The following is a 16,223-nucleotide window of genomic DNA, read 5'->3' on the forward strand; positions in this document are numbered from 1 at the left end:
GGACTTTCGGGGAGATTGACTTCAATGCACCGCTTTTTCAACAAGAATGACACGGGACTGAAACAGGCATGAAACAGGGTGGCGGAGGGCGCGCTCCGCCGCCATCTCAAGGTTGCGCGGGCGCTGGCTGGGCGGCGTCATAGACCTGCTCGCCCCCGATGAAGGTCGCCAGCACGCGCGTATCGTGCACGGTCGTAACGGGGACTGAAAAGATGTCGCGGTCAAGGATCAGGAAATCGGCCTGCTTTCCGGTTTCCAGCGATCCGTTCCGCATCGCTTCATTCTGGTTGCGGGCAGACGCCATGGTGAACATGGCGAAGGCCTGATCAAGCGTGATGCGCTCATCGCCGCCCAGCATCGGGCCTTTGCCGCCAGGCGCCTGCCGCGTCACCATGGTTTCCATCGCCAGCCAGGGATTGGCGCTGGGCGTCACCGGCCAGTCCGATCCGGGCACAGCCTGAACGCCAGCGTCCAGCGCGTCCTTGATGGGAATCCACCGCTGCATGCGCTTTTCGTCGATGGCATGGCGGATATTGTCGGTGATGGGCGAGGGGGACCAGATGTAGGGCGAAAATTCGAACGTCGCGGCGATGGATTTGGCGCGCGCGATGTCGTCCATCTGGACGAAGCTGGAATGGCCGACATTGTGCATCTGGCCGGTGAAGCCGTTCACCTGACGGGCATTGGCGATCGCATTGAGGCCGGCGCGCACGGCTGCATCGCCCGCGGCGTGGAATTTGACGGTCAGGCCCATGGCGTCATATTTGGCGACCATGGCGTTGATTTCCGGCTGCGGGATCATGAGCAGCCCCTTTTCGCGCCCGTCATCCGTGTGGGGGCCATGCCCCGCAGGAGAATAATAGGGCTCGACCATCGCCGCCGTATGGGCGTCGGTGGGGACGCCATCGAGGAAGATCTTCACGCAATCGGGGCGGAAGCGATCCCGCTGATAAAGGTTGCGCACCGCGATCGCATCGGGATCGGTGGCCATGATGCAGCCGCGTACCCTGAGCTTCAGCCGCCCGGCATCCGCCAGATCGGCGTAGGCCAGCGCGCCTTTCTGGCCCAGCCCGGCGTCATCGATGCTGGTCACGCCGAGCGAGGCGAGTTGCGACAGCGCCCAGTCGAGCGCGCGCCGGTTCTCCTCCCGCGTGGGGGCGGGAATTTTCGTCCACGCCATGGCGGAAGCGCGCTCGCGCAATATGCCGGTGGGCTCGCCCCTGGCGTCGCGCTCGATGATGCCGCCGGGCGGGTTGGGCGTGTTCCGGTCGATCCCCGCGAGCTTGAGCGCGTTCGAATTGGCCCATGTGCTGTGGCCGCTGATGTCGAACAGCAATACCGGCCGGTCTGGCGCGATCTTGTCCAGCATCGACTTGTGCGGCAGCGTCTTGCCGAAGGAGGAGGGATCATATCCGTTGCCGGTCAGCCATTGGCCCGGCGCCTTGCGGGCGGCGCATTCCTTTACGACAGCCAGCACCTTGGCGGGGGGCGCGCCCTGCGGAATAGCGCAGGCCATGGCATTCTGACCCGCGCCCATCGGGTGAACATGCATGTCGTGAAGGCCCGGCACGATCGTCCTTCCCGCGCCAGCGATATGTTTGGTTTCCGGGCCGATATGGGGGCGGATCGCCGCTTCGTCGCCGATGGCGATGATCACGCCATTGGCGATCGCCATGTGCGTGGCCCATCCCGCAGGCGTGCGGATATGGGCATTTTCCACGGCGATGGAGGCTATTGCTGGAGCCAGCGGCTCGCCGGGGCCGGTGAACTGGGCTGCTGCTGGCGCTGAAACAGTCAGCAGCAACAGGGCGGCGGCACGGACATCACGCATCTACTGGTCTCCCGTAAATCACATATCAGCTGATGGTTTCGAGCGATCGGGCAAGGCTGGCGTAGCGGTCGGGGCGCAGGCGGCGCAGGCGCAGCGCCAGCATCGCCCCCATGACGCCGACCCCCAGCGAAATGATGGGGAAGGTGCGGACGATGAGGGAATCCGACCCGGCCAGAAGCGGCAGGTTGGCAATGACCAATAGCAGGCAGAGGGCGAGGCCCACGCCGCTCAATATAGGCGCCAGGATGCGGCGGCCGAAGCTGAACTCAGCGCTGTTATGCGAGCAGGCGCGCAGCACGGCCACCGCGACGAGGCACTGCACCGCCAGTATGCCGATCGTCGCAAAGGCGCTCATCCACGAAAAGACGATCGCATAGGGGTCAGCGCCGATCACCGCGAAGATGAGGATCAGGACGATCGCGCTCAGGCTCTGCGCCATGCTCGCGACATGGGGCGAACGGAAGCGGGGATGAGTGCGTGCGAACGCCTTGAAGATCAGCCCGTCCCGCGCGAGGGCGAACAGATAGCGCGTGATCGTGTTGTGGAAGGCAAGCTGCGATGCGAACAGGCTGGTCAGCAGCAATGTCTCCATCGCCAGCGTCGGCCAGCCGCCCAGCAACAGGCGCGATGCGGCGAAGTACAGTTCGCCCGGATTGGCGCGGGCAGCATCGCCGATATGCGCCGCGCCGTGGAACTGGACCATGGCCCAGGTCGACAGCGCGTAGAACAGGGTGATGAACAGCACGGCGATGTAGGTGGCCCGCGGGATGGTCCGGGCCGGGTCGCGGGCTTCTTCGCTGAAAATGGTGGTCGCTTCGAACCCCACATAGGATGCGATCACGAAGACGAGCGATATGCCGATGCCCGAAGCGCCGACCGCGCCGGGCGTGAAGCTGGAAAATTCCAGCCCCTCGCGCCCGGTGTGGGCCAATATCGCGATGTCCAGCGCCAGCAGGACCAGCACTTCGCCCAGCATCAGCACGCCCAGCAGCCGCCCGCTGAAAGCGATATCCCGCGCGCCGCACCAGTGGACGAGGCCGACGCAGGCGATCGCCACGCCCCACCATGGCACGTCCAGCCCGATCAACATCAGCTTGGCGGCGACGAAATAGCTGAACAGGCCGTATATCGCCGTCTGTATGGCGGTATAGGCGACGATAGCGAGGAATGCCCCCCCGACGCCCGTCGCCCAGCCAAGGCTATGCCCGATATAGCCGTAAAAGCCCCCGGCCGATCCGCACATCCGCGTCATCATGGTGAAGGATGCGCCGAACAGCAGGTAGATGAGGCCCGCGACGATGAAGGTGCCCGGCAGGCCAGCGCCGTTGCCAAAGGCGAACGCGGCCGGGGTCGCGCCCACGACAGCGGTCAGCGGCGCGGCCGCCGCGATCACGAAGAAGACGATATGTCCCGCTCCAGTCGAATCTTTCTGGAGAGAAGCAGTCGCCATATCGTTCATTCCCGTCCCCCTTGTGCATCGGCCGCACTGTTGGAAACGAGGCTAGCGGGAAATCAAGCCGCAAAAATTAAACTTTCGTAGCAGGCGCGGAAGTAAAGACGCGCGGTTGCGCCAATACGCAGTTCTTCGCGGCTTCCTGCATCCCTCTTGTCCGGCTAATCCGCGCCCGCATGGTCATAGGCGTGAATGGCGGCGGTGATTTCATCCTTGTGAGATAAGGACCAGTCCACGATTCCAGCGATGGTGTTGACCAGATCCCGCCCGAGGGGAGTCAGCCGGTAATCCGTACGCGGCGGCATGGTGGGCCATGCGGTGCGCTGTATGAAGCCCAGACGTTCATAGGAACGAAGCTTGACCGTCAGCACGCGCTGGGAAATGGGCGTCGAATTGCCGAGGCGGGATATCAGATTGACGACCCGCCGAAGTTCCGAGGGCCTGAATGGTCCCGTGCCCAGCAGGGTCAGGATCAGCGACGACCATTTGTCGCCCAGCAGTTGCATTATCTCTACCGGAGGCGATTCCGGCCCCAGCCCATGATCCACGACGACCTTGAGGATCGCGTCGAGAAGGGCCGCGCGCTGCGGATCGTCGGTGACAAGCGCGGCGTGCAATTCCTCGACGAGAGCGTCCTTGCCACGCGAAGCGGATTGCGGGGGCGTCCGGCGCGCCATCTATTTGCCTCCAAGGTCAGCGGGCACTATCCGGCCCAAGCTGATCCGAAAAGCCGTGTCAGGCAAGCACGACCGTTTGGGATCGTTCCTGCCTGACACGTCTCTTCCGCTACGCTAGCCCCCTTTTGCAAGCGTGCGGACGGTTAGAACGTGAAGTCGAATGCGACTCCATAGGTCCTGGGTGCAAGAGCGATGGCGCCGTCAGCAAAGGCCTGTTCCGTCAGTTGTTGATAGACCTTTTCCTTGGTGAGGTTGCGGCCCCACACGCGGACGCGGTAATGATCGCCCGGCAAGGTATAGCTGAGGTCAGCCGACAACTGGCCGTTTCCGGGGATGAAGGTCCGGTTGTCGACCTCCGCATAGGTGCGGCCCTGAAGGACGTAGCTGGCATTCGCCGCCAGCTTCCCGTCGCCAAGCGATGTTTCATAGGAGGCTGAAACATTCGCCGTATAGTCGGGAGACTGAACGGTGTGATTGCCCTTGGCGTTGAACGTCGTCTGCGTGTTGCCGCCGATCAGGGCGCCCGTCAGCGGATCGCGATTGGGCACGGTGAGGCGCGCGTCCGGGAAGTCGCCATAGCGCGAATGCAGCAGACCCAGAGCACCACGCAACGTCAGCCCTTCGAAGGGAATGGCGGTGATTTCGACGTCGGCGCCATATATCTTGGCCGATGCCGCGTTCAGCAACTGCAAGACGCCATTGTCGTCGTTCCGCTGAAGCTGGATATTCTTATAGTCGCTGTAGAAGCCGGAAATGTTGATCCGCAGATGCCGGTCGAGCGCATCGATTTTCACGCCTGCTTCATAGGCATCGATCTTTTCCGACTTGATCGGGTCCGATCCGGGCGCTTGCAGGTTGAAGACCCCGCTCTTGAACCCGCGATTGTACGATGCATAGCCCATTACGCCGGGCGCGAAGTCATGCGCGACGGAGAGCCGCCATGTCGGCTTGCCTTCGCTGGCGCGTTGCGTCGCGGCGACAGTGGCGGGGGGAGAAACCGGCGCGAAGGTCAATATCTCCTGTTCCGACCCGTCGAACCGGCGATGATCCTTGGTATAGCGGATACCGGCGGTGACGCGCGTGGACTCGCCGATCGGCACCGTCGCCTGAGCGAAAGCGGCATAGGAATTCGTAACCTGATGACCGAGGATTCGGTCGTAGATCAGCCCGGGCGCACCGCTTGCAGCCGGGTAAAGGCCCAGTTCGAACGGTGAGTAGCGGCTGTTGCCATGATAATAGAAGGCGCCCAAGATCCAGTTGATCGCGCTGGATTCCGGCGATTGGAGCTGCAATTCCTGCGAGAATTGCCGCTCACGCGGGTTCAGGGAGATGGTGAGAAATGGCGAAGGCGTCGCGTCGAAGTCCAGAAACTGCTTTGCTTCCGATTTGCGGAAGGCGCTGATGCTGACCAGCTTGGCGAAGTCAAAAGTCTGTTCGACCTTCAGGCTTGCCCCCCACGCCTCATTTCTGAGCACAGGAGTAATGTCGCTGGCCGAATCCCAGAATCCGCCGGTGAAGCGATATCCATTTGCCGCAATGGCGCCTTCGCGAACGCGGGTGGTGACCCCGACGTCGCCGCGATTATAGGAATAATCGCCGCTGAGCGTGATGCGGGTGTCGGGTCCCGGCGTAAAGAGCAGTTTCGACCGCAGAGAAAGATCGTGCGGACGCTTGTTGACGTCCCGCCCGGTCACGACATTCTTGCCCCAGCCGTCGCCCTGATGCGTGTAGGAACCGGCAAAGTCCACGGCGATCGTGTCGGTCAGGCCGGTGCTGGCATAGATTTTCGCTTCGGTCGTATCATAGTTGCCATAGCCGATCGTGCCTTGCACCTGCGTGTCGTGGCTTGGATCTTTGGTGATGACCTGGATAAGGCCGCCGGTCGCATTGCGGCCGAACAATGTTCCCTGCGGACCTTTCAGGATTTCGACACGCTCGATATTGTTGAGGGCGAACACCGAACCGGATTGAGACGCGATATAGACACCGTCAACATAGACGGACACGGCGCTTTCCTGACCGGCACTGACCGCAAAGGTCCCGACGCCGCGAATGAAGGGCGATGCATTGCCGATCTGGGTGCCGAAATAGAGGCCGGGCGATATGGAACTCAGGTCCTGCGTGCCGCGCACGCCCATCGACTGGATCGTGTCGGCCGTCACCGCCGTGATCGCGATCGGGACGCGCTGGATATTCTCGCTGCGGCGCTGCGCCGTCACGATGATGTCTTCCAGCCCGGAATCAGCGCTTTGGCTTTCTGGAGCGGCGGCGCTGTCAGGAGCCGTTTGGGCCAAGGTTGCGGAAGAGACCGATAGAACTGGCAGCGATGCTCCCAACAGACTGAGATGAAGAAGTTTCAAAATATCCTCCCTAGGGTTCTACGGCCGATCATCAGCCGCTGAATATCGTTTCGGGCATCGCGGACGCGCTCGCCCTGTCCGGGAAGATTGCAATCCTCCCGGTGAATCAGGTTCTCAATTTTCAGTTGTGCACAAGCATTCCGGACGCTGGCCGAGAACCAGCGAACAAGCGGCGCAAGACAAAATGCGAATGAATCGCCTTCATGCGGAAAGCCGGTTCCCGCGCGCTCCTCTCACCCTCGTTGTAGACTATGTGCATGATAAGGCTCGCAACCTGCGCGAGGCCAATCGTAATTTTGGATTGAGGCCATCGGTTGCGGTGATAGGCGGGACGCGCCCGATAACTATGACTTATAAGTTACAGTATATGGCGCGCATCGCGTTCCCGCCGCGGTTCCGCAGGATCACCCCGGCGGAACCGCGGCGGGAACTTGTGGCGGATCAGGCCGCCTCGCGGTCCAGCATCGCCTGTATGATGCCACGCACCTTCACCGCTGCCGTGTCGCTGCGGACCAGCAGTTCCCGTTCGCGCGCAGCGGCCTTTTCCAGCCGTGCTTCGATGGCGTCGATCGCCTCTACGTCCTGGGTGCGGACATCCAGGTCGGATTCGCGCAGCATCTCGTCAAGGGCCGGATCGTCGAGGCGGAATTCGCGGGATGTCGTGCCGAAATAATGGGTGCTATGTTCTGTTTCGGGCGTGATGACATGGTGGAAGAACAGGCGGCCAAGCCCTTCGGGCACGGTGTCATATCCTTCGATCGACACGGTCACCGGTCCTGACGTGGTAATATATTCCGGGCCGAAGAAGACGGTGCGGGATTCGGTTTGGGACATGCCTTCGAAACGCGCTTCCGGCCCGTAAAGGAAATCATGGTAGCTCGTCCATGGCATCGCCAACGGGCGCGTCGCCTTGAAGCAGCCATCGGCTTCCTCGTAGATCACCTTGGCATTGGCGAAGGCTTCCGATCCGCCGATCTGCTTGTGGATGAAAGCGACATGGGTCAGGTCCATGAGATTGTCGATCAGCAGTTGATACCGGCCCTTCAGATGCAAATGGATCGGGCGCGGATGCGTCCAGCCGGGCTGGCTCAAACCGATGGCGGCGTAATCGACGATCAGGCTTTCGTCGGCCAGTTCGGCATCGCCCATCCAGATCCAGACGAAGGGCGCTTTCTCCACGACCGGAAAGGTACGCTGCGTATATCCCGAACCGCTATTCTGGGTCGGGATGAAGACGCATTTCCCGCTCTTGTCGAAGGTGAAGCCGTGATATCCGCACTGAATGGCGTCGCCGACAAGCTGACCTTTCACCAGCGGAAAATAGCGGTGGGGGCACAGGCCATACATCGCCACGGGACTTCCGTCCTCCGCCCGGTATAGAAGCACGGGCAGGTCCAGCAGCGTCCGTTCGATCGGGGTTCTCGTGATCTCGTCACTGACCGCCGCGACATACCAGCGGTTGGCTACAAAGCTCTTTTCGCCCTGAAACGGGTACATATTCGCCCTCCTCAAAATGTGCGAGAGCCGCCGTGATGACCCTGCCTGCTGCTGTCGAACAGCGCAGCGGCCGGTCCGCCCGCAGTTATCCTCCCGCTCTCACCCGCGCAGGATAGCGCCGTTGGGCGCTCACCGTAAGAACGCACCCGAAGGTACGTATAAATTGCTCGCGATCTGCCCGGATGTGGACGGGGCATCAGCTTGCGCGCATCTTATAATGGAGGACATGACCTATCGGTGATTCCAATAGCAATTGCACCAAATGCCGATTTGACCATCCGCCTTTCCGCTATCATTCCACGTTGGAATAGGACCGCTGGCCGCCGCGTTGCCCGACGCATCGTGCCGCGGGCGTGGAGTTGAGAGGAGTGCCGCTATGGCGATTCTGGGCATTGAAACGATTATCTACGGCGTCAGCGACATGGCGGAATGCACGCGCTTCTGGCAGGATTTCGGCCTCAAACTGACCGGCCAGGCTGACGATCGCGTAAGTTTTGAGGTGTTGTCGGGTTCGAAGGTCATCCTGCTGCATGCGGACGATCCGGCGCTGCCGCCCCGCAATTTCGAAGGGGACGGGGTGCGGCTGACCGTCTGGGGCGTCGATACGCAGGACAATCTTGAACAGCTGGTCAAGCGAGTCGAGCGCCGGGTGCCGGTGCGGCGGGAAGCCGATGGGTCGGCTTTTTTCCAGGCGCCCGATGGCCAGTATCTGGGATTGCGGGTATGGGCGAAGCGTCCCGTGCTTTCGGTGGCCGATCCCGTCAATACGCCCGGCAATATCGTCCGGCTGAACCAGCACCGGCAATGGCGGATGCGCGCCATTCCCAAGACGATCAACCATGTCGTATTCTATACCGACAACTATGTGGAATCGTTCGAATTCTACCGGGATTGCCTGAACTTCCGCTATTCGGACCATTCCAAGGGGATCGGCATCTTCGCACGGGCCGATGGCACTTATGAGCATCATTCCATCTTCTGGGTCAATGCGCGCATGCCCTTCGCGCCCGGCGGGCACGGGTTCCTGCATACCGCCTTTGGCGTGGACGACATTGACGAGGTGATGATCGGCGCGAACATCATGGAAAAGCAGGGCTGGCAGAAGACGGCCGATGAAAAGACGGGCGGCATATCCCGCCATCGCATCAGTTCGGCCATCTATTATTATGTCAAATGCCCCGCTGGCGGTGAAGCGGAATATCATGCCGACACGGATTATCTGGACGACAATTGGGTGCCGCGCGCCTGGGACTACCGGTTCGGATCCCTCATGTGGGCCAATGCGCGCCCGGCCGCCTTTACCGAGGCGGTGACCAGTTGGGACATGACCTTCGATCCCGACCAGGCATCTTTCGAACCCTATCGGGACGGCACCGGCCCCGATGGAATGAAGCCAAGGCCGCTGGCGCCGCGAGAGATGGAAGCACAGTCCAATTGACGTTGCGGCGGCAGGCGATCGCGCGGATAGTGACGGCATAGCAGAATAATGACGCGCATGTGCCAGGGCGTGCGCGAAAGGAGCAGGAAATGGTTGGAGAGGTTATTCGGAAAGTCCTGATCGTGGGCGGCGGCATCGGCGGCATGGCCCTTGCGATCCTGCTGCGGAGCAAGGGGCTTGACGTTGATCTGGCCGAACGTGACCCGCAATGGCGCGCGACGGGCGCGGGGCTGACGCTCAATGGCGCCACGCTGCGGGTTTTCAGCGAAATCGGAATAGAGGAAGATGTGCGCCGCCTGGGCAGCGTGCATGGCGGGGTGCGCCTGCATGACCGATGGGGGACCATCATCGAGGACAGGCCCGCTTACGTGCCGGAACCCGGCGACATCATGGCGGGCGGCGCGATCATGCGCCCCGTCCTTCACCAGATCCTGGCCGAACGCACCCGCGCGCTTGGCACCAATGTGCGTCTGGGGCTGACGGTCAATACCCTTGATCAGGACAAGGATGGCGTCACCGTCACCTTCAGCGACGGTTCCGTGGGGCGCTATGATCTGGTGGTGGGCGCCGATGGCCTGCATTCCCAGATGCGCAAGCTGATCTTCCCTGACGCGCCGGGTGCGGCTTTCGTCCATATGGGCGCCTGGCGCGCTGTCTTCCCCCGGCCCGCCGAAATGGAAACGACCTGGCTGTTCCTGGACGCCAGCCAAAAACTGGGATTCAATCCCGTTTCGAAGACTCATATGTATTTGTTCATCCTTGAACCGATGACCGAAAATCAGTGGCGCGAACCTGAGGACTGGCCGCGCCTCCTTTCGGAATTGATGAGCGGCTATTGCGATCAGGTATCTTCGCTCGCCAAATCCTTCGACGAAAGCACCTCGATCAATTACCGGCCGCTGGAAATGGTGATGCTGCCCCAGCCGTGGCATTCGGGCCGCGTCGTCCTGCTGGGTGACGCCTGCCATGGCACGACCCCGCATTCGGGCTATGGCGCTGGCCTGGCGACGGAGGACGCCGTCATCCTGGCGGAGCAGATTTGCGCTTCGGGCGATCTGGACGAACGGCTGAACGCTTATTGCGACCGCCGCTATCCGCGTTGCCACCGCGTGATGGAACTGAGCCTCGACCTCAACCGGATGGAGCGTGCCGGCGTTCCCATCGTCGATCAGTTCCACACCAACATGGCGCTGATGGACATCGCCAGACAGCCTTATTGACCGGACCTTGTTAAACGGACGGGCGGTTTGCCGCCTGAGATGAAGGATAGGAAATATGGGATCTTCCGAGGATATCGGCACGGCCCTGCCCGTGGTCGCCATTTTGCAGACGATACCGGCCCACACGGACGCGGTATGGCAGATCGTGTCGGAGACCATCCCCACCTTCCGGCGGGAGGAGGGATGCGATCAATATCAGGCGCTCGCCGACCTTGATGATCCCGCGCGTATCGTGATCATAGAGAAATGGCGCAATGCAGAGGCTTTGCAGGAGCATTTCGAAAGCGCGGCATTCCAGTCCATGGCGAAAAAGCTGGAAGGCCTTCTGTCCGGGCCGCCGCAGGTCATGCGCCTGAAAGACGTGTGACCCGGCCTGCTTGATTCCCGCCGCTACCGCTCGCCCGTCCGCCGCGCGCGGACGGGCAGCGCCGTTTTATAGACGACAGGCCGCAGCGCGAAGCTGGACGTAACCTCGGCAACAGCCTCGATCGGGGTCAGCTTGTGCCGCAGGAAGGTTTCGAATTCCTCCAGCGATCCGACGACGACACGCAGCTGATAGTCGCTCTCCCCCGTCATCAAATAGCATTCCATCACTTCGGGAAGGTGCACGACCGCGCCCTCGAACATTGCAAGGTGCCGGTCGCCCTGCTCCTTGAGCCGCACCCGCACGAAGGCGGTGACTTCCAGCCCGATCGCACCCGGATCGACCAGCGCGACATAGCCGCTGATCACGCCAGCGGATTCCAGATGCCTGACCCGCCGCAGACAGGGGCTTGGCGAGAGGCCGACCCGGTCCGCAAGCTCCTGGTTGGTGATGCGGCCGTCCGACTGAATCTGATCAAGAATGCGCGCATCTATGTCGTCGATGATATTTGGCATATTTGGCCTCTGATAATTCATGTAACGGCAGAATATTGCTTTAACGTCTTCCATATTGGCATAGATCGCACGGACCTGTCTCGCCTTTTCGTGTAGTCCGGCGGCAAGGAGGACGAGCATCATGTCCAGCATGCAAACATCTTCAATTCCATCGGCGTCTGATGAGGCATCGGACCGGATTTCTTCATTGGAACTGCTCGATACCAGACTGCGCTGGCTGTCGGCCTGGACCATTCACAATGCGAACCATATCCGTGAGAGCCGGGACGGGTTGAAGGTCGGCGGTCATCAGGCGAGCTGCGCGTCCATGACCGCGATCATGGCGGCGCTCTATTTCCATGCCCTGCGCCCGCAGGACAAGGTGGCGGTCAAGCCGCATGCCGGGCCTGTGCTGCACGCCATCCATTATCTGCTGGGCAATCAGACGCTCGACCAGTTGCAGCGCTTCCGCGGGCTGGGCGGCGCGCAATCCTATCCGTCGCGGACGAAGGACCAGATTCCCGTCGACTTTTCCACCGGATCGGTGGGGCTGGGCGTCGCCATCACCGCCTTCGCCAGCCTGGTGCAGGATTATCTGATCGCGCATGGCCAGATGGCGGAGCAGGATGCGGGGCGCATGATCGCGCTGATGGGCGACGCGGAACTGGACGAAGGCAATATCTACGAATGCCTGATCGAGGGATATAAGCACGACATCCGCAATTGCTGGTGGATCGTCGATTATAACCGCCAGTCGCTGGACAGCACGACCGCCGACCGGATGTTCCGCCGCTTCGACGACATTTTCGAAACCTGCGGCTGGCGCGTCGTCACGCTCAAGCATGGCAAGCGCCAGCGCGCGGCGTTCAAGCGGCCGGGCGGCAAGAGCCTGGAGCAGTGGATCGACAATTGCCCCAATGCCGAATTCGCGGCCCTGACTTATCAGGGCGGCGCTGCATGGCGGGCGCGGCTGACGGCGGATATCGGCGGCAAGCCGCATGTCGCCAAGTTGCTCGACAGCTTTGACGACGACGCTCTCGCAGCATTGATGACCAATCTGGGCGGCCATTGCATGGAAACCCTGGTCGAGGCGTTCGATCAGGCGCAGGATGATCGGCCGACGCTGTTCATCGCCTATACGGTCAAGGGCTTCGGCCTGCCGTTCGCGGGGCACAAGGATAATCATGCGGGCCTGATGAACCCGACGCAGATGCACGGCCTGCGCGACAGCCTGGGCATAGCGGAGGGGGAGGAATGGGCGCCCTATGGCGGCCTTGGCGAAAATGCCGCGACGGCGCTTAGGGATTTCGTCGCGAACAGCCCGCTGGCGCGCCAGCCGGAGCGGCCGAGCGCGCAAGCCATCGCCGTGCCGGAAAGCCTTCCCGTTCCCGACGGTGAGGAGCAATCGACCCAGGCCGCCTTTGGCCGCATTCTGCTCGACCTGTCGAAATCCGGCCATCCGCTGGCCGACCGTATCGTGACGACATCGCCTGACGTCACTGTTTCCACCAATCTGGGCGGGTTCGTGAACCAGCGCGGATTGTTCCGGCGGCAGGAGTTGAAGGACGTCTTTGCCGGGGCCAAGATCCCGTCGGCGCAAAAATGGGCGGGCCATGTCGCTGGCCAGCATATTGAGCTTGGCATTGCCGAAAACAACCTGTTCCTGATGCTCGCCGCGCTGGGCCTCGCCGCGCCCCTGTTCGGCAGCAGGCTGCTGCCGGTCGGCACCGTCTATGACCCGTTCATCGCGCGCGGGCTCGATGCGCTGAACTATGGCTGTTATCAGGATGCCCGCTTTCTGCTGGTGGCGACGCCGTCCGGCGTGACGCTGGGGCCGGAGGGAGGCGCGCACCAGTCGATCAATTCGCCGCTGATCGGCATGGGCCAGCCGGGCCTCACCTATTTCGAGCCCGCCTTTGTCGATGAACTGACGCATCTGATGCGCTGGTCCTTCCAGCATATGCAGGCGCCGGATGGCGGCTCGGTCTATCTGCGCCTCACCACGCGATCGATCCGGCAGCATCAGCGCCAGGATGACGGCTGGATCGGTGACATGCTGAAGGGCGGCTATTGGCTGCGCGCCCCGTCCGGCAGCAGGGATGCGGCGATCGCCTTCACCGGCGCGATCGCGCCCGAAGCGCTGGAGGCGGCCGAGCAGTTGGCGGAGGACTTGCCGGGCCTGGGCATCCTCAACATCACCTCGCCCGATCTTCTGCACCGCGACTGGTCGGCAGCGCGAGCCGCACGGTGGAAGGGAGGCCCGGCCGGGCCGAGCCATGTGGAAACACTGCTGTCGGCCCTTTCGCCCGATGCGGGGCTGGTGACGATCATCGACGGCGCGCCATCCACATTGTCCTGGCTGGGCGCGGTGCGTGGCCAGCGGGTGAGTCCGCTTGGCAATGACCGTTTCGGCCAGACGGGCGACCTGCCGGACCTCTACCGCACCTACCGGCTCGATGCGCAAGCCGTCATCGAAGCCGCCGCAGACCTGTTCTTGGGAGACTGAGCCATGACGATCGATGTGAAAATGCCAGCCCTGTCGCCCACGATGGAACAGGGGACATTGACCAAATGGCTGGTCAAGGAAGGCGACCTGATCAAGGCGGGCGACCTGATCGCCGAGATTGAGACGGACAAGGCGACGATGGAGTTCGAGGCCGTGGACGAGGGGCGCGTCGTCACGCTGCTGGTGCCGGAGGGGACGGACGAAGTCGCGGTCGGCACCGTCATCGCGCGGATAACCGATGCGGAGAGCGGGATGGCGGAAGCTGCGCCAGCGCCAGCGCCTGCCGCGCCAGAGCCCGCCGCATCAGCGCACGCCCAGCCTGCCGCTGTCGAGCCGCCTGCGCCTGCTTCTCCGCCCGCCGCCGCGCAACCTGTCCGGGGGCGGCTGGAAGACCGGGTGAAGGTCAGCCCGCTGGCGGCGCGCATCGCGCAGGCCAAGGGTATCGATCTGTCGGCCATTGCCGGCACTGGCCCCAACGGGCGGATCGTTCGCCGCGACCTTGGGCTGACGCCGCCGGTTGCGAAGGCCGCCCCGGTCGCGGCCCAGCAGGCCGTCCCGGCCTCCGCGCCGCTGGAGCCGCAGGACTTCGGCATTCCGCATGAGCTGACGCAGCTGTCCAACATGCGCAAGACCATCGCGCGGCGGCTGACGCAGGCCAAGCAGACGGTGCCGCATATCTATCTGACGGTCGATGTTCAGCTCGACAAACTGCTCAAGCTGCGCAGCGAACTGAATGCGGCGCTGGAAGGGCAGGGGGTCAAGCTGTCCGTCAACGATCTGCTGATCAAGGCGCTGGCGGCCAGCCTGATGCAGGTGCCCGAATGCAATGTTCAGTTCGCGGGCGACCAGATGCTGAAGTTCAGCCGCGCCGACATTTCCGTGGCGGTTTCGGTGCCTAACGGCCTCATCACGCCGATCGTCAAGGACGCCTATGGAAAGGGCGTCGCGGCGATCTCGACCGAGATGAAGGATTTCGCTGCCCGCGCGCGGGAGGGCAAGCTCAAGCCCGAAGAATATCAGGGTGGCACCGCCAGCCTTTCCAACATGGGCATGTATGGCATCAAGCAGTTCGAGGCGGTGATCAACCCCCCGCAAGCGATGATCATGGCGTGCGGCGCGGGAGAGAAGCGGCCCTTTATCGTCGATGACGCGCTGGGCGTCGCGACGGTGATGAGCGCGACGGGCAGCTTCGATCACCGTGCAATCGATGGCGCGGATGGCGCCAGGCTGATGCAGGCGTTCAAGGCGCTGGTCGAAAACCCGCTGCTTATATTGGGTTGATGAAAAGCTATGGCGGCCGGGCAAGTCCCGGCCGCCGATATGCGCTATTCGACAGTCAGGCCCAGAAGCTCTGCCGCGTTCAATCCAAGGATGCGCGCCCGGTCGCCGTCCGCCAGCCCGGAATGGAAGCCGACCGGATCGACTTCGCCCATGTCGAACGGATAGTCCGTTCCCATGCAGATCCGCTCCGCGCCGTGGTTGCGCACCAGGGATTCCAGTTGGAGCGGATCGAACACCAGCGAATCGATCCATATCTGGCGAAGATAGCTGGACGGTTCGCGCGTGATCGCCCCGCGGCAATCGGGACGGGCGCGATAGGCGTGATCCATTCGCCCCCAATAGCCGGGCAGATAGCCGCCGCCATGCGCCACGCACAGCCGCAAACCCGGATGACGATCAAGCACGCCGCCGAATATCAGGTGGCTGAGCGCGATCGTGGATTCCAGCGGCATGCCGATGATGTTGCTGAGATAATGATCCGTCAGCCTGCGGCCTTCGGTAATGGCGAGCGGGTGCATGAACAGCAGCACGCCCAATTCCTCCGCCGCAGCGAAAAAGGGCTGGAAGCGCGGATCGGCCAGTTCGACGCCGTTGACGTGCGAACCGATCTCGATCCCGCGCAGGTCCAGGTCGCGCACGCAGCGGCGCATTTCGGCCACCGCCAGTTCCGGTTCCTGCAACGGCACCGTGCCCATGCCGACGAAGCGGGCAGGATGGCGGCCGACAGCCTCCGCAATGCCGTCATTGACGGCGCGGGCGGCGGCGCGGCCTTCCTCGGCCGGGGCGAAGTAGAAATATTGGCCGGGCGAGGGGCTGAGCGCCTGGACATCGACGCCCTGCGCGTCCATGTCCGCCAGCCTTTCTTCCGTGCCGTTCAGTTTCGGCGCGACCTTGCACAGCATGTCCGCCATGACCGACGCTGACGCCGCGTTGATGAACGGAAAGGCGGGCGGCCGATCCGTAATGAGCGGGTCCGCCGCCGGAATATGCATGTGGCAATGGATATCGACGGCAAGATGCTGCCCCCGCCGCTGCACGGCTATCGGCTTGCGATGAGAGCAGGCGTGGTTCTGGCTCATCCGGTCATACTCCCAAAAGTCGC

At 62.6% G+C, this 16,223-nt stretch carries 12 protein-coding genes; 5 read left to right on the top strand and 7 right to left on the bottom strand.

Going from position 1 to position 16,223, the window contains the following annotated elements; genetic code table 11:
* Positions 1–106: 106 nt before the first annotated feature.
* The 5 genes from ET21_RS0119305 to ET21_RS0119325 form a co-directional block, all read right to left on the bottom strand.
* Positions 107–1,831, bottom strand: coding sequence for an amidohydrolase (locus ET21_RS0119305; RefSeq protein ID WP_037471485.1), 1,725 nt, complete (start codon positions 1,829–1,831; stop codon positions 107–109).
* Positions 1,832–1,856: 25 nt separating this feature from the next.
* A complete protein-coding gene (locus tag ET21_RS0119310; RefSeq protein ID WP_030540936.1) occupies positions 1,857–3,290 on the bottom strand; it encodes an APC family permease in 1,434 nt (477 codons plus the stop codon).
* 155 nt (positions 3,291–3,445) lie between these two features.
* Entirely contained in the window at positions 3,446–3,961 is a 516-nt protein-coding gene (locus ET21_RS0119315) for a helix-turn-helix domain-containing protein (protein ID WP_150113402.1), read from the bottom strand.
* Positions 3,962–4,104: 143 nt separating this feature from the next.
* Positions 4,105–6,255, bottom strand: a complete 2,151-nt coding sequence (locus tag ET21_RS0119320) for a TonB-dependent receptor (protein WP_021239167.1) — start codon at positions 6,253–6,255, stop codon at positions 4,105–4,107.
* Positions 6,256–6,762: 507 nt separating this feature from the next.
* Complete coding sequence (locus tag ET21_RS0119325) at positions 6,763–7,818, bottom strand: aromatic ring-hydroxylating dioxygenase subunit alpha (RefSeq protein WP_051768242.1); 1,056 nt, start codon at positions 7,816–7,818, stop codon at positions 6,763–6,765.
* A gap of 376 nt (positions 7,819–8,194) precedes the next feature.
* Between ET21_RS0119325 and ET21_RS0119330 the strand changes: the two genes are divergently transcribed.
* The 3 genes from ET21_RS0119330 (at position 8,195) to ET21_RS0119340 (ending at position 10,843) form a co-directional block, all read left to right on the top strand.
* Complete coding sequence (locus tag ET21_RS0119330) at positions 8,195–9,256, top strand: VOC family protein (RefSeq protein ID WP_021239165.1); 1,062 nt, start codon at positions 8,195–8,197, stop codon at positions 9,254–9,256.
* Between the two features lie 89 nt (positions 9,257–9,345).
* Positions 9,346–10,476, top strand: a complete 1,131-nt coding sequence (locus tag ET21_RS0119335) for an FAD-dependent monooxygenase (RefSeq protein ID WP_037471489.1) — start codon at positions 9,346–9,348, stop codon at positions 10,474–10,476.
* 55 nt (positions 10,477–10,531) lie between these two features.
* Positions 10,532–10,843: a putative quinol monooxygenase gene (locus ET21_RS0119340; protein WP_051768243.1), complete on the top strand. Its 312-nt coding sequence runs from the start codon at positions 10,532–10,534 to the stop codon at positions 10,841–10,843.
* Between the two features lie 23 nt (positions 10,844–10,866).
* On the opposite strand, the gene ET21_RS0119345 is transcribed toward ET21_RS0119340, so the two are convergent.
* Positions 10,867–11,355, bottom strand: a complete 489-nt coding sequence (locus ET21_RS0119345; protein WP_030540943.1) for an Lrp/AsnC family transcriptional regulator — start codon at positions 11,353–11,355, stop codon at positions 10,867–10,869.
* Positions 11,356–11,485: 130 nt separating this feature from the next.
* Here ET21_RS0119345 and ET21_RS0119350 point away from each other — a divergent pair, with 130 nt between their 5' ends.
* Complete coding sequence (locus tag ET21_RS0119350) at positions 11,486–13,840, top strand: transketolase (RefSeq protein ID WP_030540944.1); 2,355 nt, start codon at positions 11,486–11,488, stop codon at positions 13,838–13,840.
* A gap of 3 nt (positions 13,841–13,843) precedes the next feature.
* Positions 13,844–15,121, top strand: coding sequence for a pyruvate dehydrogenase complex dihydrolipoamide acetyltransferase (locus ET21_RS0119355; protein WP_030540945.1), 1,278 nt, complete (start codon positions 13,844–13,846; stop codon positions 15,119–15,121).
* 44 nt (positions 15,122–15,165) lie between these two features.
* On the opposite strand, the gene ET21_RS0119360 is transcribed toward ET21_RS0119355, so the two are convergent.
* The gene (locus tag ET21_RS0119360; RefSeq protein WP_030540946.1) at positions 15,166–16,200 is read right to left on the bottom strand and encodes an amidohydrolase family protein; all 1,035 of its coding nucleotides are present in this window, start codon (positions 16,198–16,200) and stop codon (positions 15,166–15,168) included.
* Positions 16,201–16,223: the final 23 nt, after the last annotated feature.

It is taken from the genome of Sphingobium sp. DC-2 (assembly GCF_000722555.1).
Lineage (GTDB): Bacteria > Pseudomonadota > Alphaproteobacteria > Sphingomonadales > Sphingomonadaceae > Sphingobium > Sphingobium quisquiliarum.

What these genes read in the sequence shown, in the direction of transcription:
- ET21_RS0119350 (WP_030540944.1), top strand. Translation starts at nt 11,486, where the DNA reads ATGCAAACATCTTCAATTCCATCGGCGTCTGATGAGGCATCGGACCGG.
- ET21_RS0119335 (WP_037471489.1), top strand. Translation starts at nt 9,346, where the DNA reads ATGGTTGGAGAGGTTATTCGGAAAGTCCTGATCGTGGGCGGCGGCATC.
- ET21_RS0119315 (WP_150113402.1), bottom strand. Translation starts at nt 3,961, where the DNA reads ATGGCGCGCCGGACGCCCCCGCAATCCGCTTCGCGTGGCAAGGACGCT.
- ET21_RS0119340 (WP_051768243.1), top strand. Translation starts at nt 10,532, where the DNA reads ATGGGATCTTCCGAGGATATCGGCACGGCCCTGCCCGTGGTCGCCATT.
- ET21_RS0119355 (WP_030540945.1), top strand. Translation starts at nt 13,844, where the DNA reads ATGACGATCGATGTGAAAATGCCAGCCCTGTCGCCCACGATGGAACAG.
- ET21_RS0119305 (WP_037471485.1), bottom strand. Translation starts at nt 1,831, where the DNA reads ATGCGTGATGTCCGTGCCGCCGCCCTGTTGCTGCTGACTGTTTCAGCG.
- ET21_RS0119345 (WP_030540943.1), bottom strand. Translation starts at nt 11,355, where the DNA reads ATGCCAAATATCATCGACGACATAGATGCGCGCATTCTTGATCAGATT.
- ET21_RS0119310 (WP_030540936.1), bottom strand. Translation starts at nt 3,290, where the DNA reads ATGAACGATATGGCGACTGCTTCTCTCCAGAAAGATTCGACTGGAGCG.
- ET21_RS0119325 (WP_051768242.1), bottom strand. Translation starts at nt 7,818, where the DNA reads ATGTACCCGTTTCAGGGCGAAAAGAGCTTTGTAGCCAACCGCTGGTAT.
- ET21_RS0119360 (WP_030540946.1), bottom strand. Translation starts at nt 16,200, where the DNA reads ATGAGCCAGAACCACGCCTGCTCTCATCGCAAGCCGATAGCCGTGCAG.
- ET21_RS0119330 (WP_021239165.1), top strand. Translation starts at nt 8,195, where the DNA reads ATGGCGATTCTGGGCATTGAAACGATTATCTACGGCGTCAGCGACATG.